Origin of the sequence: Streptomyces sp. V1I1 (assembly GCF_030817355.1) — a bacterium.
Taxonomy (GTDB): Bacteria; Actinomycetota; Actinomycetes; order Streptomycetales; family Streptomycetaceae; genus Streptomyces.
In genome coordinates, this window is sequence record NZ_JAUSZH010000001.1 from 2,001,008 (window position 1) to 2,024,559 (window position 23,552).

The 23,552-nt window shown below is 69.5% G+C and carries 18 protein-coding genes; 5 read left to right on the top strand and 13 right to left on the bottom strand.

The annotated features are described in order from the left end of the window. Window positions 1-10: 10 nt before the first annotated feature. Complete coding sequence (locus QFZ67_RS09630; protein WP_373429975.1) at window positions 11-1,966, bottom strand: glycogen debranching N-terminal domain-containing protein; 1,956 nt, start codon at window positions 1,964-1,966, stop codon at window positions 11-13. 115 nt (window positions 1,967-2,081) lie between these two features. Further along, window positions 2,082-3,392 (bottom strand): DUF4192 domain-containing protein, encoded by a 1,311-nt coding sequence (locus QFZ67_RS09635; protein WP_307660681.1) that lies wholly within the window; start codon window positions 3,390-3,392, stop codon window positions 2,082-2,084. A gap of 110 nt (window positions 3,393-3,502) precedes the next feature. Between QFZ67_RS09635 and QFZ67_RS09640 the strand changes: the two genes are divergently transcribed. Together QFZ67_RS09640 and QFZ67_RS09645 are read left to right on the top strand one after the other, a co-directional pair. Continuing rightward, on the top strand, window positions 3,503-5,683 hold the full coding sequence (locus QFZ67_RS09640; protein ID WP_307660682.1) for a RecQ family ATP-dependent DNA helicase: 2,181 nt from the start codon (window positions 3,503-3,505) through the stop codon (window positions 5,681-5,683). Window positions 5,684-5,920: 237 nt separating this feature from the next. Beyond that, complete coding sequence (locus tag QFZ67_RS09645; RefSeq protein WP_307660683.1) at window positions 5,921-6,550, top strand: hypothetical protein; 630 nt, start codon at window positions 5,921-5,923, stop codon at window positions 6,548-6,550. 63 nt (window positions 6,551-6,613) lie between these two features. Here QFZ67_RS09645 and QFZ67_RS09650 read toward each other — a convergent pair whose 3' ends face one another. The 3 genes from QFZ67_RS09650 to QFZ67_RS09660 form a co-directional block, all read right to left on the bottom strand. After that, on the bottom strand, window positions 6,614-7,234 hold the full coding sequence (locus QFZ67_RS09650) for a hypothetical protein (RefSeq protein ID WP_307660684.1): 621 nt from the start codon (window positions 7,232-7,234) through the stop codon (window positions 6,614-6,616). 82 nt (window positions 7,235-7,316) lie between these two features. Then, complete coding sequence (locus QFZ67_RS09655; RefSeq protein ID WP_307660685.1) at window positions 7,317-8,018, bottom strand: ribonuclease HII; 702 nt, start codon at window positions 8,016-8,018, stop codon at window positions 7,317-7,319. Between the two features lie 105 nt (window positions 8,019-8,123). Next, window positions 8,124-8,750, bottom strand: a complete 627-nt coding sequence (locus QFZ67_RS09660; RefSeq protein WP_307660686.1) for a TetR/AcrR family transcriptional regulator — start codon at window positions 8,748-8,750, stop codon at window positions 8,124-8,126. Between the two features lie 121 nt (window positions 8,751-8,871). Here QFZ67_RS09660 and QFZ67_RS09665 point away from each other — a divergent pair, with 121 nt between their 5' ends. Continuing rightward, window positions 8,872-10,425: an MFS transporter gene (locus QFZ67_RS09665; protein WP_307660687.1), complete on the top strand. Its 1,554-nt coding sequence runs from the start codon at window positions 8,872-8,874 to the stop codon at window positions 10,423-10,425. Between the two features lie 207 nt (window positions 10,426-10,632). Here QFZ67_RS09665 and QFZ67_RS09670 read toward each other — a convergent pair whose 3' ends face one another. The 3 genes from QFZ67_RS09670 to QFZ67_RS09680 form a co-directional block, all read right to left on the bottom strand. Beyond that, window positions 10,633-11,541, bottom strand: a complete 909-nt coding sequence (locus QFZ67_RS09670) for an ADP-ribosylglycohydrolase family protein (RefSeq protein WP_307660688.1) — start codon at window positions 11,539-11,541, stop codon at window positions 10,633-10,635. Between the two features lie 12 nt (window positions 11,542-11,553). Further along, on the bottom strand, window positions 11,554-12,213 hold the full coding sequence (locus tag QFZ67_RS09675; protein WP_307660689.1) for a histidine phosphatase family protein: 660 nt from the start codon (window positions 12,211-12,213) through the stop codon (window positions 11,554-11,556). A gap of 146 nt (window positions 12,214-12,359) precedes the next feature. Then, window positions 12,360-12,965, bottom strand: coding sequence for a YdbC family protein (locus QFZ67_RS09680; protein WP_307660690.1), 606 nt, complete (start codon window positions 12,963-12,965; stop codon window positions 12,360-12,362). Window positions 12,966-13,211: 246 nt separating this feature from the next. Between QFZ67_RS09680 and QFZ67_RS09685 the strand changes: the two genes are divergently transcribed. Next, window positions 13,212-13,742 carry a TerD family protein gene (locus tag QFZ67_RS09685; protein ID WP_307660691.1) on the top strand — a complete coding sequence of 177 codons (531 nt, stop codon included), beginning with the start codon at window positions 13,212-13,214 and terminating at the stop codon, window positions 13,740-13,742. A 105-nt stretch (window positions 13,743-13,847) separates the two neighbouring features. Here the strand turns inward: QFZ67_RS09685 and QFZ67_RS09690 are convergent, their stop codons facing one another. Together QFZ67_RS09690 and nrdR are read right to left on the bottom strand one after the other, a co-directional pair. Then, window positions 13,848-16,733, bottom strand: a complete 2,886-nt coding sequence (locus QFZ67_RS09690) for a vitamin B12-dependent ribonucleotide reductase (RefSeq protein ID WP_307660692.1) — start codon at window positions 16,731-16,733, stop codon at window positions 13,848-13,850. Window positions 16,734-16,904: 171 nt separating this feature from the next. Continuing rightward, a complete protein-coding gene (gene nrdR, locus QFZ67_RS09695; protein ID WP_307660693.1) occupies window positions 16,905-17,417 on the bottom strand; it encodes a transcriptional regulator NrdR in 513 nt (170 codons plus the stop codon). 543 nt (window positions 17,418-17,960) lie between these two features. On the opposite strand from nrdR, the gene lexA reads away from it, so the two are divergent. After that, window positions 17,961-18,746 (top strand): transcriptional repressor LexA, encoded by a 786-nt coding sequence (gene lexA / locus QFZ67_RS09700; protein ID WP_307660694.1) that lies wholly within the window; start codon window positions 17,961-17,963, stop codon window positions 18,744-18,746. A 117-nt stretch (window positions 18,747-18,863) separates the two neighbouring features. Here lexA and QFZ67_RS09705 read toward each other — a convergent pair whose 3' ends face one another. The 3 genes from QFZ67_RS09705 to QFZ67_RS09715 form a co-directional block, all read right to left on the bottom strand. Continuing rightward, a complete protein-coding gene (locus QFZ67_RS09705; RefSeq protein ID WP_307660695.1) occupies window positions 18,864-20,834 on the bottom strand; it encodes an ATP-dependent DNA helicase in 1,971 nt (656 codons plus the stop codon). 75 nt (window positions 20,835-20,909) lie between these two features. Then, entirely contained in the window at window positions 20,910-22,721 is a 1,812-nt protein-coding gene (locus QFZ67_RS09710; RefSeq protein WP_307660696.1) for an IucA/IucC family siderophore biosynthesis protein, read from the bottom strand. A 59-nt stretch (window positions 22,722-22,780) separates the two neighbouring features. Further along, on the bottom strand, window positions 22,781-23,518 hold the full coding sequence (locus QFZ67_RS09715) for a GNAT family N-acetyltransferase (protein WP_307660697.1): 738 nt from the start codon (window positions 23,516-23,518) through the stop codon (window positions 22,781-22,783). Window positions 23,519-23,552: the final 34 nt, after the last annotated feature.

A 23,552-nucleotide genomic window follows, 5' to 3' on the forward strand; every position in this document is an offset into this window, starting at 1 on the left:
CCCACCCCAATCACACCCCCAACTGAAGGCCGTCGGCGGCCTCCTCCACCATCCCCAGGCCGAGCCTACTGACGCGTACAGCGAACGGCTCTCCCGCGACCCACAGCCCGGAGTTCTGTACGGCACCGAGGGGAGCGCAGCGCACCGGGTGCAGCGCGACCGTACAGCCAGGGGCGTCCGGGCGAATGCCGACGAGGGTCATCAGAAGCTGAACCCCGGCGGCCGCGGCCAGGGCCGACGGGCGGCAGGCGGCCGGGTGCGGCACCGGAACGCCGTCCGCCGTGCGCTGCTCCCCCGCGTACATCTCGGGCAGCCGGTACCCGAAGGCCTCGGCTGCGTCGAGGACCCCACGCAGCAGTGACACCGCCTCCTTCTCGTCCCCGGCGGCGGCCAGCCCCGCGACGGCGACGACCGTGTCGTGTATCCGGACGGCTCCGGCGCGGTGGCCGAACGCCAGCTGCCCGGTCTGCACCCTGTTCAGCAGCCCGGGGGCATACCGACCGCCGCCGAGCAGTCCGGTGTCGAGAAGGTGCGCGGCACCACCACCAAGGTGCGGCACTGGCCGGCCGTCGGGCAGCCGCCCCGCCGCGGGACGGCCGCCCGCACTGTCGTCCATCCAGAAGTCCTCCCGGAAACGGTGGCGCAGTTCGCTCGCCCACTCGCGCCAGGCGTCGGCTCCTGGACGGCCGTAGGCCTCCAGCAGGTCGGCGCCCAGCAGTGCGGCACGATGGGCATGGGCCTGGGTCTCGGCGCGCTGGACTCCGGACGGCCCTGGCTCGGACAGGATTCCGTCGTCGCCCGCGGCCTGCCGCAGCCAGTGCAGACAGCGCTCCGCCATCGGCAGCAGCCCCGCCAGCTCCTGCTCGGGCAGTCCCCAGCGCCACGCCTCGGCAAGGACCACGGGGAACGCGAGGGTCGCTTCGACGCCCGTACAACTCGACGGCAGATGCGGGCCCGCATCCCTCATCGGGCCGGGGATGCGCCCGAAGTCCGGCCCATGACCCAGAAGTTGGGTGCGGGCGAACGTACGCAGGGTGGCTGAGGCAAGCCGGGTGGAGAGCGGGAGCGCCATGCGTGCGGCCCACAGCGCTTCGGCGGGTACCGGCCCGCAACGCCAGGGCACCCCGGCGCCCAGATACACATCGGCGGATCCTCCGGGGTCCCGCAGCAGCAGTGCCCTGAGGTCGCCCAGGCCGACCCTGAGCAGTGCCTGCAGCCTGGGGTCGTCCCCCTCTGCCCGCGCCTCGGGCAGGGTATGACTGCATGTCCGGCCGGACGACCGGGCCGGGCGGTCGGAGCGGACATGCAGCTCGATGGTGTGGGAGGCACCGGGTGCGAGCTCCACCTCCCAGCGCAGCATTCCCGCGGAGGCCAGAGCGTCCTTCGGGGGCGGATCCGCGGTGACCACGACATGGGCACCCCGGCCGGCGGACCAGCGCATGCCCGAGTCATGGACGCTGGCGCGCAGTTCGGGGCCGGGCCGTCCGGCCGCGACCGCGCCCAGGTCGGCGAGGTCGGTGTCGAGCGTGATCTCCACCGGGAGCCTGAGGGGTCTCTCCGCCGAGCTGCGCAGCGTGATCCGTTCCGTGCCGTCGGCGTCGCGCGAGCGCTCCACCCCGACCTTCGGATCGGGTCCGGTGTCGGCGGGCGTGCGGACCACCGCGATGAATCTGGCCCGGTGCGCGGAGACCAATCTGCCCTGCACCGCGACGGGTTCGCGCCCCGCGACCCGCAACTGGCATCGGGAGAGCAGCCGTCGACCCGAGTGGTAGACGCCTTCGAGTCCCATCCCGGTGAGCTGGCCGTGCTCGGGGGAGATCGCCAGGCACGGCAGGGCGACGCAGATGAACATGTTGTGCACCGGCGGCAGATCACCGGGCCGTCCGCCTCCGGGCAGCGCCGGACCGGAGCCGGAGCTCTGTCCCGTCTGCGGCAGGTGGGGCGGGCGAGGGGCGGTGATGGCCATGGGGGTTCTGCTGTGCCTTCCGTGCGCTCCGGACAGCCGCTGCGAATACGACGGCACGGGTCGTACGACTCCGCCACAACGGTGAACGGCGGCACGGGCGCCCGGGTCACGGCCGTCATCGCCCACTCCTGGTGCCACGCTGCCCGCTGCGCCTGCTCCCCCTGCTGCGGTTCCTCGACACCGATTTTTCGGGACGCGTCCCGGCAGGCGGCTGACCCTTCTTGCCTGCGGGCGGACGGACCTGCTGAGAACGCGGGCGGTGCGGGTGCCCGCCTGCCCCGCGGGCAGCGGCGGACACCCCTGAGCCGTGCTCCTTGCGCAGACAGCTGCGCAGGGCCTCCGGATCAAGTCCCTCGTTGCAGGCCTGGTGCAGCAGGCGGGCGAAGACATACTCGGGGTCGACGCGCAGGGCACGACCAAGAGCGACTCTCGCGCCGGGTTCGTCGCCGGTGGACCAGGCGACCCAGCCGGCGAGCGTGAGCGGTGCTGCGGCGTGCTCGGAGTAGGGGCCGACACAACGGCGGGACAGCGCCCGCCAGAGCCGCAGCGCGGGATCCGCGTCCGGTCCCTCCATCCATTCCGCGGCCCGGTCCCGGGTGTCCCGGTCCTGCAGGCCAAGGACCACGGCGGCCGCCTCGTCGTGAGTGATGAGCCTGTCGTCCGCGACATCCGTCTCGGCCCAGCCCCCGGACCGAGGGGTCTCCGCAATGCGTTTCATCAGTCGGCGGGCCAGCGCGAGGGTCTCCGCGGCGACCTGTTGACGCCCCTCTCCGTCCAGGATCCTGGGCACCAGCGCGGCGCCCGCGGCGTCCAGCGCCTTCTCCTGGTCGGCGGCGGACGCAGTGGCCATCGGCTCGAGCCGCGCCTCCATCTGCCTCAGGGTTCCACGTACTTGGATGCCGGCGTATGCGGCGGCCGCGGCCATCACAGAGGTGCCGGGCAGAGCCAGGACATCGCCTTCGGGCGGACAGCAGCGCGAGTCGGGGCAGCAGTACGACCAGAAGCGGCCGTCGGAAATGCAGAGCGCCTCAAAGACGGGCACGTCGAAGGTGCCGCAGGCGGTCCTCAGCCGTTGCGCGAGGGGGCGCAGCCGCTCCATGACCCGGTGGCTGGTCTCGCCTTCAGCCGGGTCCTGGCAGAGGAAGACGACGATGCCGTCGGGGCGGGAGCCGCGGCGCTCGCTGCCTTCGATCAGGCACTCCGCGAGCTGCTGGGCCACGGGCGACCATTCGCGCGGTGAGCGTGGAATGCCGAGCCGCAGCCGCCCGCCGAAACGGCCCCGGGAGCCGTGCAGCGCGACCAGCACAATCGAATCGCTCGGATGGAAGCCCATCATGTACGGGAGGGCGTCAGCCAGTTCGGCTGGGCCGCGCAGGGTGATCTGCTGCTCGTCGGCCGGACCGGTGGGTTCGTGGTGCTTGTTCATGCCACGACCGTCCCGCGGCGGCCCCGGCTCCGCGACCCCTGTGGATAACGTTATCCACAGGCTGGCGGTCTCGTTCGCGCAATGTCGGCGGCATCGGGTTGCATGGGGGCATGACCAACGCAGACGTCGCAGATCCCGCAGACCTCAGGGCCTCGGCCGATTCCGTACTCGCCCGCCTCGTCTCGGACACCACGGGCACCGCCCGGCTGCGCGAGGACCAGTGGCGGGCGATCGAGGCGCTCGTCGCCGACAAGCGCCGGGCGCTGGTCGTGCAGCGGACCGGCTGGGGCAAATCCGCGGTGTATTTCGTCGCGACCTCGCTGCTGCGCGAGCGCGGCAGCGGCCCGACTGTGATCGTCTCGCCCCTGCTCGCGCTCATGCGCAACCAGGTGGAAGCCGCGGCCCGAGCCGGCATCCGTGCCCGGACCATCAATTCCTCCAACACCGAGGAGTGGGACATGGTCCAGGCCGAGGTGGCCGCGGGCGAGGTGGATGTGCTGCTGGTCAGTCCTGAGCGGCTCAACAACCCCGATTTCCGTGACCAAGTGCTTCCCAAGCTGGCCGCCGCCACCGGACTGCTGGTGGTGGACGAGGCGCACTGCATCTCCGACTGGGGCCATGACTTCCGGCCGGACTACCGACGGCTGCGCACGATGCTGGCGGAGCTGCCGGCGGGAGTCCCGGTGCTCGCCACCACCGCGACGGCCAATGCCCGCGTGACCGCGGACGTCGCTGAGCAGCTGGGCACGGGAGCGGGCACGGACGCACTCGTACTGCGCGGCCCGCTGGATCGGGAGAGTCTCAGCCTGAGCGTGCTTCAGCTCCCCGATGCCGCGACCCGGCTGGCCTGGCTGGCCGATCACCTCGGTGAGCTGCCCGGCTCCGGGATCATCTACACCCTGACCGTCGCTGCGGCCGAGGAGGTGACCGTGTATCTCCGGCAGTGCGGCCACACCGTGTCCTCGTACACCGGCCGCACGGAGAACGCCGACCGGCAGCAGGCCGAGGAAGATCTGCTGGCCAACCGTGTCAAGGCCCTGGTCGCCACGTCCGCGCTGGGCATGGGCTTCGACAAGCCCGATCTCGGATTCGTCGTGCACCTGGGCTCGCCCTCGTCCCCCATCGCCTACTACCAGCAGGTGGGCCGCGCGGGCCGTGGCGTGAAGCACGCGGAAGTCCTGTTGCTGCCGGGCCGGGAGGACGAGGCGATCTGGCAGTACTTCGCCTCGGTGGCCTTCCCGCCTGAGGAACTGGTGCGGCGCACCCTCGACGTACTGGCGCAGGCGGGCAGGCCGCTCTCCCTGCCCGCGCTGGAGCCGCTGGTCGAGCTGCGGCGTACCCGGCTGGAAACCATGCTCAAGGTCCTGGACGTGGACGGTGCGGTGCGCCGGGTGAAGGGCGGCTGGACCACGACGGGGCAGCCCTGGTCGTACGACGCCGCGCGGTATGCGTGGGTCGCGCGGCAGCGGGAATCCGAGCAGCAGGCGATGCGCGACTACGCGCGGTCGGCAAATTGCCGGATGGAGTTTCTGCGGCGGCAGCTGGACGACGAGGAAGCCGCTCCCTGCGGGCGCTGCGACAACTGCTCGGGAGCCCGGTTCAGCGACAAGGTCTCCGGTGCGGCCCTGGATGCCGCGCGCGGGGAGCTGAGCAGGCCGGGCGTGGAGGTGGAGCCCCGCAAGATGTGGCCGACCGGGCTGGCAGCAGTTGGGGTCGCGCTCAAGGGCCGAATCCCTGAAGGGGAGCAGTCCTTCGCGGGCCGCGCGCTGGGCAGGCTGTCCGACATCGGCTGGGGCAACAGGCTCCGCCCGATGCTCGCGGCACAGGCTCCGGACGGTCCAGTTCCGGACGATGTGGTGAAAGCGGTGGTGACCGTGCTCGCCGACTGGGCCAAGGGTCCTGGCGGATGGGCGTCCGGTGCGCCGGACGCACCGCCCCGGCCGGTCGGTGTGGTCACTGTCGCCTCGCGCAGCAGGCCCCAGCTGGTCGGATCCCTCGGCGCCCGGATCGCTGAGGTCGGCAGGATGCCGCTGCTGGGCACCGTGGAGTACGCACCTGAGGCAATGGACACTCGGATCTCGCGCACCAACAGCGCGCAGCGGGTGCGGGCCCTGCATGAGGCGTTCATCGTGCCGCCCCGGTTGGCCGAGGAGCTGGTCTCGGCCGACGGACCTGTCTTGCTGGTGGACGATCTTTCGGACAGTGGCTGGACCCTCGCGGTGGCGGCGAGGCTGCTGCGCAGGTCTGGTGCGAGGGGGGTGTTTCCGCTGGTCCTCGCGGCTCAGACGTGACACGAGGGGTCGCCGGCGGCGCAATTGGGCAGGGATAAGGCAGGAATATGAGCCTCATACCCGCCGATTCCCGTCGGTGCCGCCAAATTGCTCGTTGCCCCATGCTCACGCGACAGGAAGAATTGGAGTGCTCCCCGTGCTCCCCGTGCGGCCCGTTCGCGGTCCGGAAGGGCCGTGCCGCGGTGCGCCCCCACTCGACCCTGCCCGCACTGTCGGCGCGTATGCGAAGGGAGGACCGTGACCTTCGGATTCGCTCCGTCCGCAGCCACTTCGCTCGCGACGTCGGCCAATTCCGCCAGCCGGCTCGCCAGGATGCTCGAGCCCGCCGAGTGGGCGGCGGCCGGTATACCGCTGCTGCGCAACCCCCGCGAGGTGGTCAGCGGATTGCACACCCGGCACCAGCCGACACCGGAGACCGCCGTGGTCGCCGTGCTCGACCACGAGGAACGGCTCGCTGCCAGCGCGTCGTTCCCCCGGCGATCCGCGCCCGTCGACGGCTGGGAGTTCCGCAACGTAGTGCTTGCTCATCTGCGCCGGGTCATCCCGCACGACCTGCGCCGCCGCACGCCCGTGCGCACCGCCGTGCTGCTCTACTGCCGCGAGGGCGACGAGCGCTGGACGGAGGAGGACGGAGCGTGGATGTGGGGACTGCGGGACGCATGCACCCTGCACGGGCTGCGCTGTGGTGCGTACATCACTCTGACGCGTGGGGGATGGCAGGTGCTGGGCGAAGGCCGAGGTGGCCGACGGCCCAACTCCACCTCGTTGCCGGGCGACCTCGCCGACATCACGACCGACATCGAACCGATGCCGCTGCGCAGCGCGAGCGGCGCGGCCGAAGCACTTCGGCGCACGGCGGCCCGCTGAGGGTGCCACCTTCCGGCTGCCCACGAAGGGGCAGCCGTCCGGTGATCGCCGTACGGCGACGGCTCAGACACCCCTGCCGAGCACGGTGTTGATCCGCTTGGGATCGCCACACACGATCAGCAGCGCGTTCGCCTTCGCCAGGGCCGCGGGCAGTGCGCGGGCGGCTGCGTCGTCGGCGCCTCCGTTGACCGCGACGACCACCACGGGACGGGCCGAGGCCCGGCCCGCCGCGGCGGCGTCCGCGTAGAAGACGTCGTCCTGGGCGTCGTGCTGGGCCCAGTAGGCGGCCTCGCCGAACGACAGCTCGTGCGCGGCCCACGGGTGCTGTTCACCGGTGGTGAGCACCAGGACGTCGCCCGGAGCACGGCCGGAGTCGAGCAGCAGGTCGACCGCCTCGTCGGCGGCATCGAGCGCGCCGTCCGCCGGGGCGGGGATCAGTTGGATCTGCGGCGTTGCGGGGTTTCCCGGCCGGGAAGCCTGCGGCTGCCCGGCAGAGTGGTGCGTACGCGGTGTCGGCGGCGCGGGCCTGGCGGGACCGGGACCCGGGTGTCCGGGACGCGGCGAGGCCGCGGAACGCGGACCGGGTACGGGACGGGGGGTCGGCGCGGTGCGGCCTGCGGCCGGCGTGGCGCGGGGACCCTGGGCGCTCTCGTGAATCTGAGGCTCCTCGGGGATGAGAGGCATGGGTGGATGTCTATCAAACGCCGGTGAAGAAGGCATCGGCGGGTGGGTACATAAGTGCGACTGGCCTGCTGGGAGGGCGGGTTCAGAATTCGAAGCCGAGCTGGCCCCCGCTTTCCAGTGCGGCCGCCTCCGCGGAGATGCGGACCTTCTTGAGGTGCCGCCACTGGGGCAGCGCGTCGAGATAGGCCCAGGAGAGCCGGTGGTAGGGCGTGGGCCCCAGCATCCTGAGCGCCGCCTTGTGCACGGGCGAGGGGTAGCCGGCGTTGTCGTCGAAGCCGAAGTCGGCGAACTCCCCCCGCAGTTCGGCCATCATCGCGTCCCGGTGCACCTTGGCGATCACCGAGGCCGCCGCGACCGCGACGCACGACTGGTCCCCCTTGATGACCGTACGGACCTGCCAGGGGGATCCCAGATAGTCGTGCTTGCCGTCGAGGATGACCGCGTCCGGACGAATCGGAAGCGCGTCCAGCGCCCGGACTGCGGCCAGCCGCAGCGCCGCGGTCATCCCCAGTTCGTCGATCTCCTCCGGCGAGGCGTGTCCCAGGGCGTGCGCCGTGACCCACTTCTCCAGCAGCACGGCCAGTTCCGTACGGCGCTTGGGGGCGATGAGCTTGGAGTCGGTGAGGCCTTCGGGCGGTCTGCGCAGGCCGGTGACCGCCGCGCACACAGTGACCGGACCGGCCCACGCCCCGCGTCCGACCTCGTCGACACCAGCAATGATCTTGGCGCCGGTGGTGGCTCGGATCGAGCGCTCGACTGTGTGTGTGGGTGGTTCGTACGGCATGGCGCCAGCAAGGTTACGCCGCCTGACCCCGCCCGCGACACCCGGTTCCCGTCACCGGCTCCGGGCCGGCTCCGCATCGGCTCACAACCGGCTCCGCGCCTGCGGTCAGCCGTTGCCCGGGCGGAGCAGCGGCACCATCACCTGATCGATCATGTCGGCGATGTCGCCGTCGGGCCATTCGCTTCCGCACACCTTCGAGCGGTACATCATCAGGCCCGGAATCACGTCGAAGACCAGGTCGCCGGTGGCGTCTGGGCGTACTTCGCCACGTGTCACGCCACGGCGCACCACCTCACGGAAGAGCCGGTTGGACGGCTCGATGACCCCGCGCACGATCACCCCGTGGAACCGTTCGGCGGTGGCGATGTCGCACTCGTAAAGCACTGAACGCAGAGCAAAGCCGGACCTGGAGTACATCGCGTCCCGCACCCGCCGACAGAGCTGAAAGAGGTCCTCGCGGATGCTCCCATGGTCGGCGGCCACGTCCAGTGTCGGCAGTCCGGCTTGCAGGGCGTCCGCGACGAGGTCCTCCTTCGAGGGCCACCGCCGGTAGACGGCGGCCTTCCCGGTCTGGGCCCCGGCGGCGACACCCTCCATGGTGAGCCCGCTCCAGCCGACCGTACTCAACTGCTCCAGAGCGGCGTCCAGAATCGCGTGTTCCAGCACAGGTCCTCGACGGCGCAGCGAGACCGGGGGCGTCTCAGCAGCTGCAGTCCAGCGCGAATTGACCATCTTCTTCTCTCCGTTGGGGACGAGAGGTCGAGTGAACGCTTGCGTTCACTGACGGGGATTCTCTACGGTTGACGAGACAGTGAACGATTGCGTTCACTAACGCACTTGTGGGGGACCCATAGTGACAACCTCTCAGTTAACAGCTCCAAGCAAACCGGGAGCGGCCCGCAGGCAAGGACGCCCCGGGATCGCCCTCACCGTCATCGCCGCCCTGCAGCTCATGGTGGTCCTCGACACGACGATTGTGAACATCGCCCTCCCACACATCCAGGGGGCACTCGAGTTCACCACGACCCAGCTGTCATGGGTGGTCAACGCCTACACCCTCACCTTCGGCGGGCTGCTGCTTCTCGGCGGCCGGGCAGGTGACATTCTCGGCCGTCGACGGGTGTTCGTCTTCGGCGTGCTGCTCTTCACCTTCGCCTCGCTGCTGTGCGGCATCGCGCAGGAGCCGTGGCAGATGCTCGCCGCCCGCGCCCTGCAGGGCGTCGGCGGAGCCATCGCCTCGCCCACGGCGCTCGCGCTCATCACCACGACCTTCCGCGAAGGGCCCGAGCGCAACCGCGCGTTCGGCATCTTCGCGGCGGTCTCGGCCAGTGGCGCGGCCATCGGCCTGCTCGCCGGCGGCATGCTCACCGAGTGGCTGAACTGGCGCTGGGTGTTCTATGTGAACCTGCCGATCGGGATCCTGATCGCCGTCCTCGCGCCGGTGTTCATCAATGAGTCCGAGCGGCACTCCGGCCGGTTCGACATCTTCGGCGCGCTGACCTCGACCGCGGGCATGGCGTCCCTGGTCTACGGCTTCATCCGGGCCTCCGAGGACGGCTGGAGCGACCAGCTCACGCTGGGCGCCTTCGGGGCGTCCATCGTGCTGCTCACGGCGTTCGTACTGACCGAGCGGCGGGCAAAGGAACCGATCACTCCGCTGAGGATGTTCGCCGACCGCAACCGTTCAGGCACGTATCTGATCATGATGAGCCTCGCCGCGGCGATGTTCGGCATGTTCTTCTTCATCGTCCTGTTCGTGCAGAACGTGCTCGGCTACAGCCCCATCACCGCCGGTCTCGCGTTCCTCCCGGTCACGGTGATGATCGTTGCCGCGGCTGGTATCTCCTCGAAGCTGCTTCCGGTGCTCGGGCCGAAGCCGTTCCTGGCCGCGGGCGCGGTGCTCACCGGGAGCGGCATGGCGTGGCTGACCGCGCTGGACCAGGACAGCTCGTACCTGGGCGGGGTGCTGGGGCCGATGCTGCTCTTCGGATTCGGCATGGGTCTGGTCTTCGTGACGGCGACGCTCACGGCGGTCTCGGGCGTCGCGCAACACGAATCGGGTGCGGCCTCCAGTCTGCTCAACGCCACACAGATGGTCGGAGGTTCCCTGGGACTGTCGATTCTTATGACCGTCTTCAGCACCGCCAGCCGCGACGAGGCCGAGCGTCAACTGCCTTCGTTCCTCGCGGACTCGACGCCCGCACAGAAGGAGGTCTTCGCCAAAACGCGCGAGCTGCCGCCGCCGTGGGGGCATCAGGTGCTGGCCGAAGGCATCGCGACGGCGTTCTGGGCGGGAGTGGGTCTGGTCGGTCTCGCCGTGCTGACCGCGGTCTTCGTCATCCGGGTGCGCAAGAGCGACCTGGAGGCGCTCAGCGGCTCGGCGGGCGCGGGCGGCCACGCCGGGTAGGGCTGCCGCCTGGGGCTGGCGCGTGAAGCGCCTTCCGGAGCCGGGGTACGGGCCGTGCATGGGGGCACGGCCCGTACCCCCCACCTCAGCAGTCGGAAGCCGACGGCTCAGTCGGCCGTACGCCTGGCACGGGACCTCGCCCTATCGGCACGCGCGCGTGCCGATAGGGCGAGCGGCAGGCAGGCTGCGGGACCCCGCGGCAGCGGCTCAGCGGGCCTGTTCCGGCACCCAGCCCGGGAGGGCTTCGGTCTGCTCCAGCCAGGCCGCCGGGGGCTGCCCCGACTTGCCCGCGGCGACCACGCCGCAGGCGATCGCGCACGTGGTGTCCACATCGCCCCCGACCTGCGCGGTCGTCCAGAACGCGCGCTCGAAGTCGCCGAGCGAGCGAGCCGCGGACCACAGGGCGAACGGCACGGTGTCATGCGCACTCGTGCGCCGGCCGCTGCCGAGAACGGCGGCGACGGTCCCCGCGTCGTCGTAGTCGAGCATGTCCCGCGCCCGGCGAAGACCCGCCCCCACCGCGCTGCGCGGTACGAGCGCTACGACACCGTCGAGCAGCTCCGCGGGCCCTGGCGGCCCGGCCGGATTCGCGGCGATCGCGGCGGCGGCCGCCACGGCCATGGCGCCGACCACCGCCTCACGGTGCTGGTGCGTGGTGTACGAAGAGATCTCGGCCTGGTGGGTGGCCTGCTCCGGATCGGAGGCGTACCAGGCGCCGAGCGGCGCGATACGCATCGCCGAGCCGTTGCCCCACGAGCCCTGGCCGTTGAAGAGCTCGGCGGCCAGCTCGCGCCAGTCGCCGCCTTCCCTGACCAGCCGGAGCATCCGGTTGACGGCGGGGCCGTAGCCGCGGTCGAAGTCGTGGTGCTCGGCGAAGGACCTGGCGAGTGCGTCCTGGTCCACCCGGCCGTGGGCCGCGAGCACAGTCAGCACCGAGCAGGCCATCTCGGTGTCGTCGGTCCACTGCCAGGGGCCAGGCGGCAGCTGCCGCCGCTTCAGCAGTGGATAGTTCGAGGGAACGAAGAACTGGGAGCCCAGGGCGTCTCCCACGGACAGTCCGCGCAGGCTGTCCAGGGCGCGTTCGAAGCGCCGGTCGCGAGAGGAGTCAGCGGTCATCTTCCTGCCACTCTATCCGGTGACGCCATACGGCTCGGGGGTGCGCCAGCGCTCGAACGGCCGGTCAAGCGTGTAGCGGCCGTCCTCGCCGAGCTGCAGTATCCGGGTCTCGGCGTTGCCGGGGTTGGACAGCGACTCGAATTCGGCGACCGACCAGTGGAACCAGCGCATGCAGAACAGCCGCATGGTCAGTCCGTGCGTCACCAGGAGTACGTTCGGCGGGTGGTCCGGCGCCTCGAAACTGCGGTACAGGCTCTCCAGGAACGCCCCGACCCGGTCGTACACATCCGCTCCCGACTCACCCTGGGCGAAGCGGTAGAAGAAGTGGCCGTAAGCGTCCCGGTAGGCCTTCTGCAGCCGTACGTCGTCCCTGTCCTGCCAGTTCCCCCAGTCCTGCTCGCGCAGCCGCGGCTCCTCCCTGACGCGCACCAGCTCCGGATCGAGGCCGAACGCGCGGAAGGTCTCATGGGTGCGGCGATAGGGAGATGCGTAGACGCTGACGCGCTCACGTCCAAAAAGCTCACGCAGCCGCACGCCCGTCTCCTCGGCCTGGGCCCAGCCGGTGCTGGTCAGCCGCAGCGCATGGTCGGGCTCGCGTTCGTACACGGTGTCATCGGCGTTTCCCTCCGACTCGCCGTGCCGGACGAGGACAATGCGTCGCGGTCGTGCCATGGCACGACAGTAGATCGGCCCGGGCTCGGCCGAGCAGCCGGGCCGAGTCCATCCGGCGTATCCGGGCGGAGTCGGAGCCGCCGACGGTCGGTGGTCAGCGGCGGCGGCGACGGTCAGCTGCGCCTCCACTGGACACTCCCGGGGCTTCAGACCGTCCAGGACGGTTCGAGCTGCACCACATCACCGGCCAGCGCCGCGACATCCGCCTCGGTCTGCGCGCGCAGCAGCAGCCTCTCCACCCGCTCCCTGCGGTACTTCCCGTGCTCGGCCGCCGACTGCCACATCGACATCACCAGGAACTCGCTCCCCGGCGCCTCCCCGAACACCCCGCGCACCATCCCGGGCGACCCGGCCATCGCCGGGTTCCACACCTTTTCCTGCATCAGCGAATAGTGCTCGACCCGGTCCTCGCGCACCCTGCAGTGCGCGACCCGCACCACGTCGGCGTCCGTGAACCGCGGCTCGAACCCGGTCTTCACATCGAAGCGGTAGTCGAACAACTTGACCTGTATGTCCTTGTACGTCCCCGACTGCCCGGACGCCAGCCGGTCGTGGGAGCGCGCCATGAACGAGTCGTAGAACGCCCGGCTCTCCCAGAAGGCGAAGACATGGGCGACATGAGGCCGCCCTTTACTCCACCCACCGCCCTGGCCCCGGAATCCCGGCTCACCCAGCAGCCCCGCCCACTTCCGCTGTCCCCGCTCGAACCCACGACGGTCCACCACGGTGCAGCGAATCCACTTGACCAGCACCGCGCCATCGTACGGCGCGGAACGTGGCCCCGGTCACGCTCCGGCAGAGTGCACTCGTACCAGCTCGTCCGAATCCCCGGCGTCCAGTTCGATCCCGAACACCGACGGCCCGAACGCCCCCAGCCTGCCCAATGATCGTGATGAAGGCGCGAACTGGTGATACGAACCCCGTGGTGCGGAAGAGTGAGCGTGGCAGCATGGTCAACCGACGTAAAACACCCGGCAGTTACGGGGAAGGGGAATCCGGTGAGCAGTCTCAACAAGGGGATCGGGAAGGCCGAGGTGACACTCAAGTGGGATCCGAGCCCTCTGGGCGAGTCGCCCCATGACCTCGACATCGTCGCCGCGACGTACAAGGCGGACGCCCCGACCGGAGAACCGGCGTACGTCGTCCACTTCGACAGCCGGTCGCCCGACGGCACCATCATCCTGACCCGGGACAGCAAGACCGGTCAGGGCTTCGGCTCCGACGAGGTCATGACGCTGGAGTTCGACCGGCTGGCGGCCACGTACGGGCGGGTCGTCGTGGGTGTGGTCATCCAGCAGCGGGACGGACGAAAGGTGTTCGGCGACATAGCGAACCCCCTCGTGAGGGTCCTCGAGGGACACGCCGAGCTGGGGAAGAACGACTTCACTAGCGTCGCTGGAGCCACCGCCGCGGTCGTCGGCGACTTCACCAAGGGCGAGGCAGGCGACTGGGAGTTCCGCGAGACCGTCCGCGGATTCGACGCCGATCCGCAGTCGTTCATCGCGCTGATGGGCAACAGTACTTACTGAGCACGCGTTGCATCGGATACGCACGAGAGCACGAGAGCACGAGAGCACGAGAGCACGAGAGAGGGGCGCCGGCCCAAGGCCGGCGCCCCTCTCCATCAGGCGGTGTCAGCTGCAGCCGCTGGTCGAGCCGCAGCCCTCACAGATGTAGCAGGAGCCGGCCCGCTGCATCTTCGTCCCGCAGGAGAAGCACAGCGGCGCGTCCGCGCTGATGCCCAGCTGCATCTCGACGAGCTCCGCCGAGGTGTGCGCCTGCTTCGGAGCCGGAACCTCCGCCTTCGGGGCGGCGACGGCCTTCAAGGTCTCCTGGTGACGCGGGGCGGACTGGGCCAGACCCTCGACGTCCATGTCCTCGTCGGACGGCTCGTACGAACCGGTCTCCAGGTGACGCTGACGCTCCTCGGCCGAGTGGATGCCGAGCGCGGAGCGCGTCTCGAAGGGCAGGAAGTCCAGCGCCAGGCGGCGGAAGATGTAGTCGACGATCGACTGTGCCATCCGCACGTCCGGGTCGTCCGTCATGCCGGCCGGCTCGAAGCGCATGTTGGTGAACTTCGAGACGTACGTCTCCAGCGGAACGCCGTACTGCAGACCGACAGAGACGGCGATCGAGAAGGCGTCCATCATGCCCGCGAGGGTGGAGCCCTGCTTCGACATCTTCAGGAAGACCTCGCCGAGACCGTCGTCCGGGTAGGAGTTGGCGGTCATGTAGCCCTCGGCGCCACCAACCGTGAAGGAGGTGGTGATGCCGGGACGGCCCTTCGGGAGGCGCTTGCGGACGGGACGGTACTCGACGACCTTCTCGACCGCGGCCCGGATCGTCCCCTCGGCCTTCTCGGTGACCTCGGCCTTCTCCTTCTCCTTGGTCTTGGCGGAGAGGGGCTGGCCGACCTTGCAGTTGTCGCGGTAGATCGCGAGCGCCTTGACGCCCATCTTCCACGCCTTGAAGTAGATCTCCTCGACCTCTTCGACGGTCGCCGACTCCGGCATGTTGACCGTCTTGGAGAGCGCGCCCGAGATCCACGGCTGGATGGCCGCCATCATGCGGACGTGGCCCATCGCGGAGATGCAGCGCTCACCCATGGCGCAGTCAAAGACCTCGTAGTGCTCGGTCCTCAGGCCGGGGGCGTCGATCACATTGCCGTGGTCGGCGATGTGGGCAACGATCGCCTCGATCTGCTCCTGCTGGTAGCCGAGGCGGCGCAGCGCCTGCGGGACCGTGCCGTTGACGATCTGCATCGAGCCGCCGCCGACCAGCTTCTTGAACTTGACCAGGGCGAGGTCGGGCTCGAGGCCGGTGGTGTCGCAGGACATCGCGAGACCGATGGTGCCGGTCGGCGCGATGACGGACGCCTGGGAGTTACGGAAACCGTTCTTCTCACCGAGGCGGATCACGTCCTGCCAGGCCTCCGTGGCGGCGGCCCAGATCGGCGAGTCCAGGTCGTCCATGCGGACGGCCACGGCGTTGGCGTCGGCGTGCTGCTTCATGACGCGCTTGTGCGGCTCGGCGTTGCGGGCGTAGCCGTCGTACGGGCCGACGACCGCGGCGAGCTCGGCGGAGCGCTTGTACGACGTACCCGTCATCAGCGAGGTGATGGCACCGGCGAGCGCGCGGCCGCCCTTGGAGTCGTACGCGTGACCCGTGGCCATCAGCAGCGCGCCGAGGTTGGCGTAACCGATACCCAGCTGACGGAAGGCGCGGGTGTTCTCGCCGATCTTCTGGGTCGGGAAGTCCGCGAAGCAGATGGAGATGTCCATCGCGGTGATGACCAGCTCGACGACCTTGGCGAAGCGCTCGACGTCGAAGGACTGGTGCCCCTCGCCGTCGTCCTTGAGGAACTTCATCAGGTTCAGCGAGGCCAGGTTGCACGAGGTGTTGTCCAGGTGCATGTACTCACTGCACGGGTTCGAGCCGTTGATGCGGCCGGACTCGGGGCAGGTGTGCCAGTTGTTGATGGTGTCGTCGTACTGAATGCCGGGGTCGGCACAGGCCCAGGCGGCCTCGGCCATCTTGCGGAAGAGCGACTTGGCGTCGACCTCTTCGATGACGTCGCCGGTCATGCGGGCGCGCAGGCCGAACTTCCCGCCGTTCTCGACGGCCTTCATGAACTCGTCGTTCACACGGACCGAGTTGTTGGCGTTCTGGTACTGGACGGACGTGATGTCGTCGCCGCCCAGGTCCATGTCGAAGCCCGCGTCACGCAAGGCGCGGATCTTCTCCTCTTCCTTGACCTTGGTCTCGATGAAATTCTCGATGTCGGGGTGGTCGACGTCGAGGATGACCATCTTGGCCGCGCGGCGCGTGGCGCCGCCCGACTTGATCGTTCCTGCGGACGCGTCTGCGCCACGCATGAAGGAGACAGGACCAGAGGCGTTGCCTCCGGAGGAGAGCAGCTCCTTGGAGGAACGGATCCGGGAGAGGTTCAGGCCGGCGCCGGAGCCGCCCTTGAAGATCATGCCCTCTTCCTTGTACCAGTCGAGAATCGACTCCATGGAGTCGTCGACGGCCAGGATGAAGCAGGCGGAGACCTGCTGCGGCTGAGGCGTGCCGACGTTGAACCACACCGGCGAGTTGAAGCTGAAGATCTGGTGCAGGAGGGCGTACGCCAGCTCGTGCTCGAAGATTTCGGCGTCGGCGGGCGAGGCGAAGTAGCTGTAGTCCTCGCCGGCCTTCCGGTACGTCTTCACGATCCGGTCGATCAGCTGCTTGAGACCGGTCTCGCGCTGCGGGGTGCCGACGGCCCCGCGGAAGTACTTGCTGGTGACGATGTTGACCGCGTTCACCGACCAGAAGTCGGGGAACTCGACGCCACGCTGCTCGAAGTTGACCGAGCCGTCGCGCCAATTGGTCATGACGACGTCACGGCGCTCCCAGACCACCTCGTCGTACGGATGCACGCCGGGGGTGGTGTGGATTCGCTCGATACGCAGACCCTTGCTCGCCTTGGATCCCTTGGCGCGGGACCCTCGTGCCGGGCCGCTCGTCGTCTCTGTCATGCCGCCTCCCATACATGGGCAAAAACGCCCTGAAGTGCCCAGATCTTCCCGTGGCACAGTCTGTGTCTGATGCCGCGAACGCCGCGCACAGCGCCCGTGGCAGGTCTTTTGCCGCCCTGTTGTCGATCGGCGGGCCGATGGGGCGGGCCCAAGCCGCTCAGCCGGTGTTCCTCAGTCGGCGGCGGTGGCGGGCACGGGGACCTCGAGAGTCTCGCCGGTCCCGCATCCTTCTGCGGGAGGCCGTTGCTCGCGGAGCTCCGCGATGGCGGCCTCGAAGTCTTCGAGTGAGTCGAAAGCCCGGTACACGGACGCGAAGCGCAGGTAGGCGACGAGGTCGAGTTCCTGCAGGGGGCCGAGTATGGCCAGACCCACGTCGTGGGTGGTCAGCTCGGCACTGCCGGTGGCGCGCACCGCTTCCTCGACCCGCTGGCCGAGCTTGGCGAGAGCGTCCTCGGTGACCGGCCGCCCCTGGCATGCCTTGCGCACGCCGGAGATGACCTTGGTACGACTGAAGGGCTCGGTCACTCCGCTGCGCTTGATCACCATCAGCGAGGCGGTTTCCACCGTCGTGAAGCGGCGGGAGCAGTCAGGACACTGCCGACGACGCCGGATCGACGTTCCGTCGTCGGTGGTGCGACTGTCGACGACACGGCTGTCGGGGTGCCTGCAGAAGGGGCAGTGCATGGCTCCCAACCCTCCTTCACAGCACGACTGAATAGCCTCGACAGGCCGGTCGAAGCCCTCCGAAGCAGCCCCAAGCATAGGCGATGGCCACGGTCTTGGAGGACCAGGGACCACAACTTCTGGGCGGCTGACACAATCCAACCACTAGATCTGGGGTTTGGACGCACTTTCGACGCTCAACGCGTGTCGCACGGCGGCAGCACCGTACGGGCGGCGTACGAGTGGTGACGCAGCGACACGAACGCGGCGCGGGACCGGCCACGAGGGTACGGGAGACGCGCGGCTCCGTGGATTCCGGGCCGCCGGGTGCAAGACTGGAAGCACCCCCGGGAATCGGCCGGCGTCACCCCGCCCCCACCGCAATCCGGAGGGGACGTTGCCGTAGAGGACTGAATTGCCCTACGGTCCGAGCGTTCGCGCATACACCCAGGCAGGCGCCCGCGTCAGACAATCTGCGATTTTTCACTCGAACGTGTGTTTGGCGCAACCTTTCGAAACCCACTACCGTTGTCCAGCTAGGGAGACCATTCGAGAGGGGCCGACGTGACCACCACCGCAGACAGTGCCACCATCACTGCCCAGGACCGCTCCCAGAACCGATTCGAGCCGGTGCATGCCATGAATGACGCAGCCACGAGTCCCGAGGGACCCAAGCCCACGCGTTCGCTGCCCGGCCGACCTCCAGGGATCAGGGCGGACAGCTCCGGTCTCACGGATCGGCAGCGGCGCGTCATCGAGGTGATCCGTGACTCCGTGCAGCGGCGGGGATACCCGCCGTCGATGCGCGAGATCGGCCAGGCGGTCGGGCTGTCCAGCACCTCCTCCGTCGCGCATCAGCTGATGGCGCTGGAGCGAAAAGGCTTCCTGCGCCGGGACCCGCACCGGCCCAGGGCGTACGAGGTGCGTGGCTCCGACCAGCCGAGCACCCAGCCGACCGATACGACGGGCAAGCCGGCAGCGTCGTACGTACCCCTGGTCGGCCGGATCGCGGCCGGTGGCCCGATCCTCGCCGAAGAGTCGGTCGAGGACGTGTTCCCACTCCCCCGCCAGCTCGTCGGCGACGGCGAGCTCTTCGTGCTGAAGGTCGTCGGCGACTCGATGATCGAGGCCGCGATCTGCGACGGCGACTGGGTCACCGTACGCCGCCAGCCCGTCGCGGAGAACGGCGACATCGTGGCAGCGATGCTGGACGGCGAGGCCACGGTCAAGCGCTTCAAGCGGGAGAACGGCCATGTGTGGCTGCTCCCGCACAACGCCGCATACCAGCCCATTCCTGGCGATGAGGCGACCATCCTCGGCAAGGTAGTGGCGGTGCTGCGGCGGGTGTGACCGACCCGCCGGCTCTGACCGGGCCCCGGGACCCACTGCGCCGGTCCCGGGGCCCTGCTCTGCCCGGACACCATTCCGGGCGGACTGCATTCCGTCCGGAATGCAGTCCGCCCGCGCTTACTTACCGTCCGCCTTGGCTACGGCGTCGATCGAGGCCAGCGAGCGACGCACTTGGTTGCGGTCCGTGGTGTACCAGAAGTCGGGCATCGAGGCGCGCAGATAGCTGCCGTAGCGGGCGTTGGCCAGCCGCGGATCGAGCACGGCGACGACGCCGCGGTCGCCCATGGCCCGTACGAGACGGCCCGCGCCCTGGGCCATCAGCAGGGCGGCATGCGTCGCGGCGACAGCCATGAAGCCATTGCCGCCGGCCTCCTCCACCGCCTTCTGGCGAGCGCTCATCAGGGGATCGTCGGGGCGTGGGAACGGAATCCGGTCCATCACCACCAACTGACAGCTGGCTCCCGGCACATCGACGCCCTGCCAGAGCGAGAGCGTGCCGAACAGACAGGTCTCCGGGTCGGCGGCGAAGGACTTGATCAACTCGCCGAGGGTCTCCTCGCCCTGAAGCAGGATCGGCTTGTCGAGCCTGCCGCGCAGCTCCTCGGCCGCCGCCTGGGCGGCCCGCATGGAGGAGAAGAGGCCCAGCGTGCGGCCACCGGCCGCCTCCACCAGATCGGCGAGCTCGTCCATCATGTCGCCGCGGGAGCCTTCACGACCGGGCGTCGCCAGATGGCGGGCGACATAGAGGATGCCCTGCTTCGGATAGTCGAAGGGCGAGCCGACGTCGAGCCCCTTCCACTGCGGAGCGTCTTCACTTTCGGTGCCCTCGGGGGCAAGCCCGAGCGAAGCCCCCACCCCGTTGAAGTCACCACCGAGCTTGAGCGTGGCGGAGGTCAGCACCACCGAACGCTCGGCGAAGAGCTTCTCGCGCAGCAGACCGGATACGGAGAGCGGTGCCACCCGCAGTGACGCGCCGAAGCGATCGTGGCGCTCGTACCAGACGACGTCGTACTCGGACCCCTGGGTGATGCGCTCGGCGACGTCATGGATGTTCTCGACGGAGGCCACGGCCTGCTTGCGTACGGCGTCCTCGTCCTGGACGGACTTGTCGCGGGTACTTCCGAGGGCCGAGATGACCGTGCGAGCGGCGTCGCGCAGTGCCATCAGCGCGTATCCGAGATCCTCGGGGATCTCCTCGAGGCGGCCGGGGAGGGCAAGCTCCATCACCCGCTCAAACGTCTCGGAGGCGGTCTGGAGAGCGTCCGCGGCCTTCTCGTTGACCAGCTTGGCGGCGCGGCGCACGGCACGGTTGACCTGGCCGGGGGTGAGCTCGCCGGTGGCGACGCCGGTGACCCGGGAGACCAGCTCATGCGCCTCGTCGACGATCAAAACCTCATGCTGCGGAAGCACCGGGGCGCCCTCGATCGCGTCGATCGCGAGAAGCGCATGGTTGGTGACGACGACATCCGCGAGCTTCGCGCGCTCACGGGCCGCCTCTGCGAAGCATTCGGCGCCGTACGCACATTTCGTGGCCCCGAGGCACTCCCGGGAAGAGACGGAGACCTGCGCCCAGGCCCGGTCGGAGACTCCGGGGGTGAGATCGTCGCGATCGCCGGTCTCGGTCTCGTCCGACCAGTCGCGCATCCGCAGCAGATCCTGGCCGAGCTTGCTGGTGGGCGCGGCAGCCTCGAACTGGTCGAAGAGGCCGTCTTCCTCCTCCTGGGGCACACCCTCGTGCAGGCGGTGCAGACAGAGGTAGTTGGAACGCCCCTTGAGCATCGCGAACTCCGGCCGGCGGCGCAGCAGCGGATGCAGTGCCTCGACCGTCCGCGGAAGATCACGCTCCACGAGCTGCCGCTGCAGGGCCAGGGTGGCCGTGGCAACGACGACCCTCTCCCCGTGCGCCAGGGCGGGCACGAGATAGCCGAGCGACTTTCCGGTGCCGGTGCCGGCCTGGACGAGCAGGTGGGAATTGTCGTCGACCGCTTCTGCGACGGCCTCGGCCATGGTGACCTGGCCAGGCCGTTCCACACCGCCGACGGCGGTGACGGCGGCGTGCAGGAGCTCGGGGAGGGATGGCTTCGTCATAGCCCGACCAGCCTACGGGGCACCACTGACAACCCGATCACACCTCGTCTCATCACGCGATCACATCTCGTCTCGTCAAGAGGCGCTCAGCGGGTTGGGGACCGTGCCGTGGACGGCTGCGTGGGGGCGGTTCGGGCGGTCGCGGTAGCCGTCGAGATGCAGCCTGTTCCGGTTGAGACAGAGCCGCTCGATACGTGGCGTGAGCAGGTCGAACGTCTCGTAGCGTTCCTTGAGCTCCGGGAAACGGGCCTGGTGCCGCAGAATCTCCGCCCGTACGAGCGAGAAGAACTGCTCCTCCGGTACGCCCAGTTGCTCCTCGCAGAGGGGTGCGAGAAAGCGGAAGACGCCGATGAAAAGCCCTGAGTGGATGAACTGCGTGAGGAAGGCCGGCTCCTCGGTAAGGAGGGTCTTCCGTACGTCGTCGGGCATCGAGTCGTGCTCGGGCAGCGGCTGGGCGCTGACGTTCACATCGTCGACGAAGTCCTTGATCGCCAGGCGTACCGGGACGTCCTGGTCGTCGAAGACGACGATGGCGTTCTCGCCGTGCGGCGAGAAGACGGTGCCGTAGCGGTAGAGGAAGTGCAGCAGCGGCGGCAGCAGAGCGGAGAAGAGCCGCTGGAGCCAGAGCGCGGGGGCGAGTCCGGATCGTGCGACCAGCTCAGCGGTGAAAGCGCGGCCCCGGGTGTCGGTGTGCAGCAGCGAGGCGAGGGTGCGGGCCCGCTCGCCGGGGGCGAGGCGGGGCTGCAGCGGCTCGCGCCAGATCGCGCCGAGGAGTTCCTTGTACTGGTACGGCACCTCGGGGAGGTGGTCGTAGAGGGGGTGCTCGACGGTGACCGATGCGACTTCCCCGAGGAGGATCACGCCGCATTCGTCGCGCAGAAAGGGGTCCCCGTCGCGCAGTCCGTGCACCCAGGAGGTGACGGCGGGGGCGGCGAGGGTGCGTTCGGTGGGGAGACCGCGCCAGACCAGGGTGTTGAGGATGGACAGCGGCAGTTTCACTGTGTGCCGGTCGGCGCGGTCCACGTTGACGAAGGTACGGACGGACTGCTGCGGCAGCCGTAGATCACCGTCCGTGGGGAGCGGGACGATGTCGCCCCGCGCGACGGCGGGCGCGAAGAGCGGCAGGAGCACCTCGTCCCACTGCCAGGGGTGTACGGGGAGGAAGAGGTACGTGTCGGGGTCGAGGCCCCTGGCGCGTAGCGCGGCGGCGAAGCAGTCATGGACGGGCGCGTCGAGTTCACGGGCGTACAGGTCGTCGGGTCCGGGGAGCCCGGGGACTCCTCGGTAGGCGGCGAGGGTGCGGCTGACCGCGATCCAGGGGAGCCGGGCGGGCCTGCGGGCCTCGGGCGACCAGCGGGCGGTGTCCGTGGCGGAGAACCCGATGCGACCCTTGTTGAGCACGAGCCACGGGTGGCCGGTCTGGTGGCCTTCGAGTTCGGCGTAGCCGAGGTCGGCGAGCTCTTCCGCGTTCAGCGCGTGGTGACCGAATCCCGTGTCCGAGACAAGGGTGGCCGTCAGCTCGCGGACCAGGTGGCCGAGGGTGGCTCCGTCGAGGTCTAAGAGACGGCGGGCGCGGGCGAGGAAGGCGAGCGGGTCGGCGAAGGGCCGGCCCTCGTGGTCGATGGAGTCCGGGTCGACGCGCCAGCTTCCGTACGCTCCGCGCCGGGCCAGGAAGGACAGGTTGCTGCCGTCGTCGAGCGTGACGGTGTACTGATCGCATCCGCGGCCGGCGTCCGGCGCGATGATCTCTTCGTAGGAGAACTCGCCGAGCATCTTGGCGAGGAGCCGCACGGCCGCACGGTCCCAGGCCTGTGCGTTCAGTCCGGGCGGGGTGAAGGGGACGGCGGGCGGCTGTTCGGAGTCATGGGTGGCAGGGGACTTCGGCACGGGGACTCCTCGAGTGGAACCGATGCGGGTCGAGCGGTGTATGTAAGGCAGCGGGTCGTTCACAGCAGGTTGCGAAGCGCGCGATCGCGGACCATGAGGGCGGCTCGTTTGTCGGGGAGGTCGACCTCGGCCGAGAAGCGGAAGCCGGCGCTCAGGAAGGCGGAGACGGAGGGGGTGTTGCGCAGGTCGGGTTCTGCGATGACGCGTGCGCATCGGGGCCGATTGTCGAGTACCAGATCGGCGACGGCTCTGAGGAGGGTTGAACCGACACCGCGGCCGCGGTCGGCGACGCCCCCGATCAGGAGGTGGATACCAATGTCATGGGGACGGGCCGGGTAGTGCCGCGCGGCGGGGTCGAGATCAGCCCGGTAGACCTCGAAGTAGCTCATGGGGATGCCGCTGAGCACGCCGAGGCAGGGGATGCTGCGTCCGTCGCCCTCGAGCTGGGCGCGCAGATGGGCGGCGGTGACCGAGTCAGGTCCCGCCAGTTCCCAGAAAGCAGCCACTGCCGGGTCGTTCATCCAGCGGCTGATCCGTGCCAGATCGCGTTCGATGCGTACGGGGGCGAGATGGAAGGCCCCGACGGAGGTGGTGGCGGAGCCCCAGCCGGCGGGATTGTCCAGCAGATCGCCGGTGCCGGTGGTGTCCCCGTCCTCGGGGTCGCCGGATTGCTCGTCCTCCCGGAACAGCGCGAGGAGCTCCTCGGGGAGCCGCAGGTCCAGGGTGTCCTCGACGCTCCCGCCGAGCTGGGGGGTGGGACCGGCTCCGGTGTCGGTGCTCGCATCGGTGTGAGGCACAGCGGGGCTCTCCTCTCGCAGTTCTGTCGGGTTG

Excerpts from the sequence above, each read along its gene's own strand:
- QFZ67_RS09655 (WP_307660685.1), bottom strand. The coding sequence starts at position 8,018 with ATGCCGTACGAACCACCCACACACACAGTCGAGCGCTCGATCCGAGCC.
- QFZ67_RS09705 (WP_307660695.1), bottom strand. The coding sequence starts at position 20,834 with ATGACGAAGCCATCCCTCCCCGAGCTCCTGCACGCCGCCGTCACCGCC.
- QFZ67_RS09630 (WP_373429975.1), bottom strand. The coding sequence starts at position 1,966 with ATGGCCATCACCGCCCCTCGCCCGCCCCACCTGCCGCAGACGGGACAG.
- nrdR (WP_307660693.1), bottom strand. The coding sequence starts at position 17,417 with ATGCACTGCCCCTTCTGCAGGCACCCCGACAGCCGTGTCGTCGACAGT.
- QFZ67_RS09640 (WP_307660682.1), top strand. The coding sequence starts at position 3,503 with ATGACCAACGCAGACGTCGCAGATCCCGCAGACCTCAGGGCCTCGGCC.
- QFZ67_RS09675 (WP_307660689.1), bottom strand. The coding sequence starts at position 12,213 with ATGGCACGACCGCGACGCATTGTCCTCGTCCGGCACGGCGAGTCGGAG.
- QFZ67_RS09650 (WP_307660684.1), bottom strand. The coding sequence starts at position 7,234 with ATGCCTCTCATCCCCGAGGAGCCTCAGATTCACGAGAGCGCCCAGGGT.
- QFZ67_RS09660 (WP_307660686.1), bottom strand. The coding sequence starts at position 8,750 with ATGGTCAATTCGCGCTGGACTGCAGCTGCTGAGACGCCCCCGGTCTCG.
- QFZ67_RS09690 (WP_307660692.1), bottom strand. The coding sequence starts at position 16,733 with ATGACAGAGACGACGAGCGGCCCGGCACGAGGGTCCCGCGCCAAGGGA.
- QFZ67_RS09635 (WP_307660681.1), bottom strand. The coding sequence starts at position 3,392 with ATGAACAAGCACCACGAACCCACCGGTCCGGCCGACGAGCAGCAGATC.
- QFZ67_RS09670 (WP_307660688.1), bottom strand. The coding sequence starts at position 11,541 with ATGACCGCTGACTCCTCTCGCGACCGGCGCTTCGAACGCGCCCTGGAC.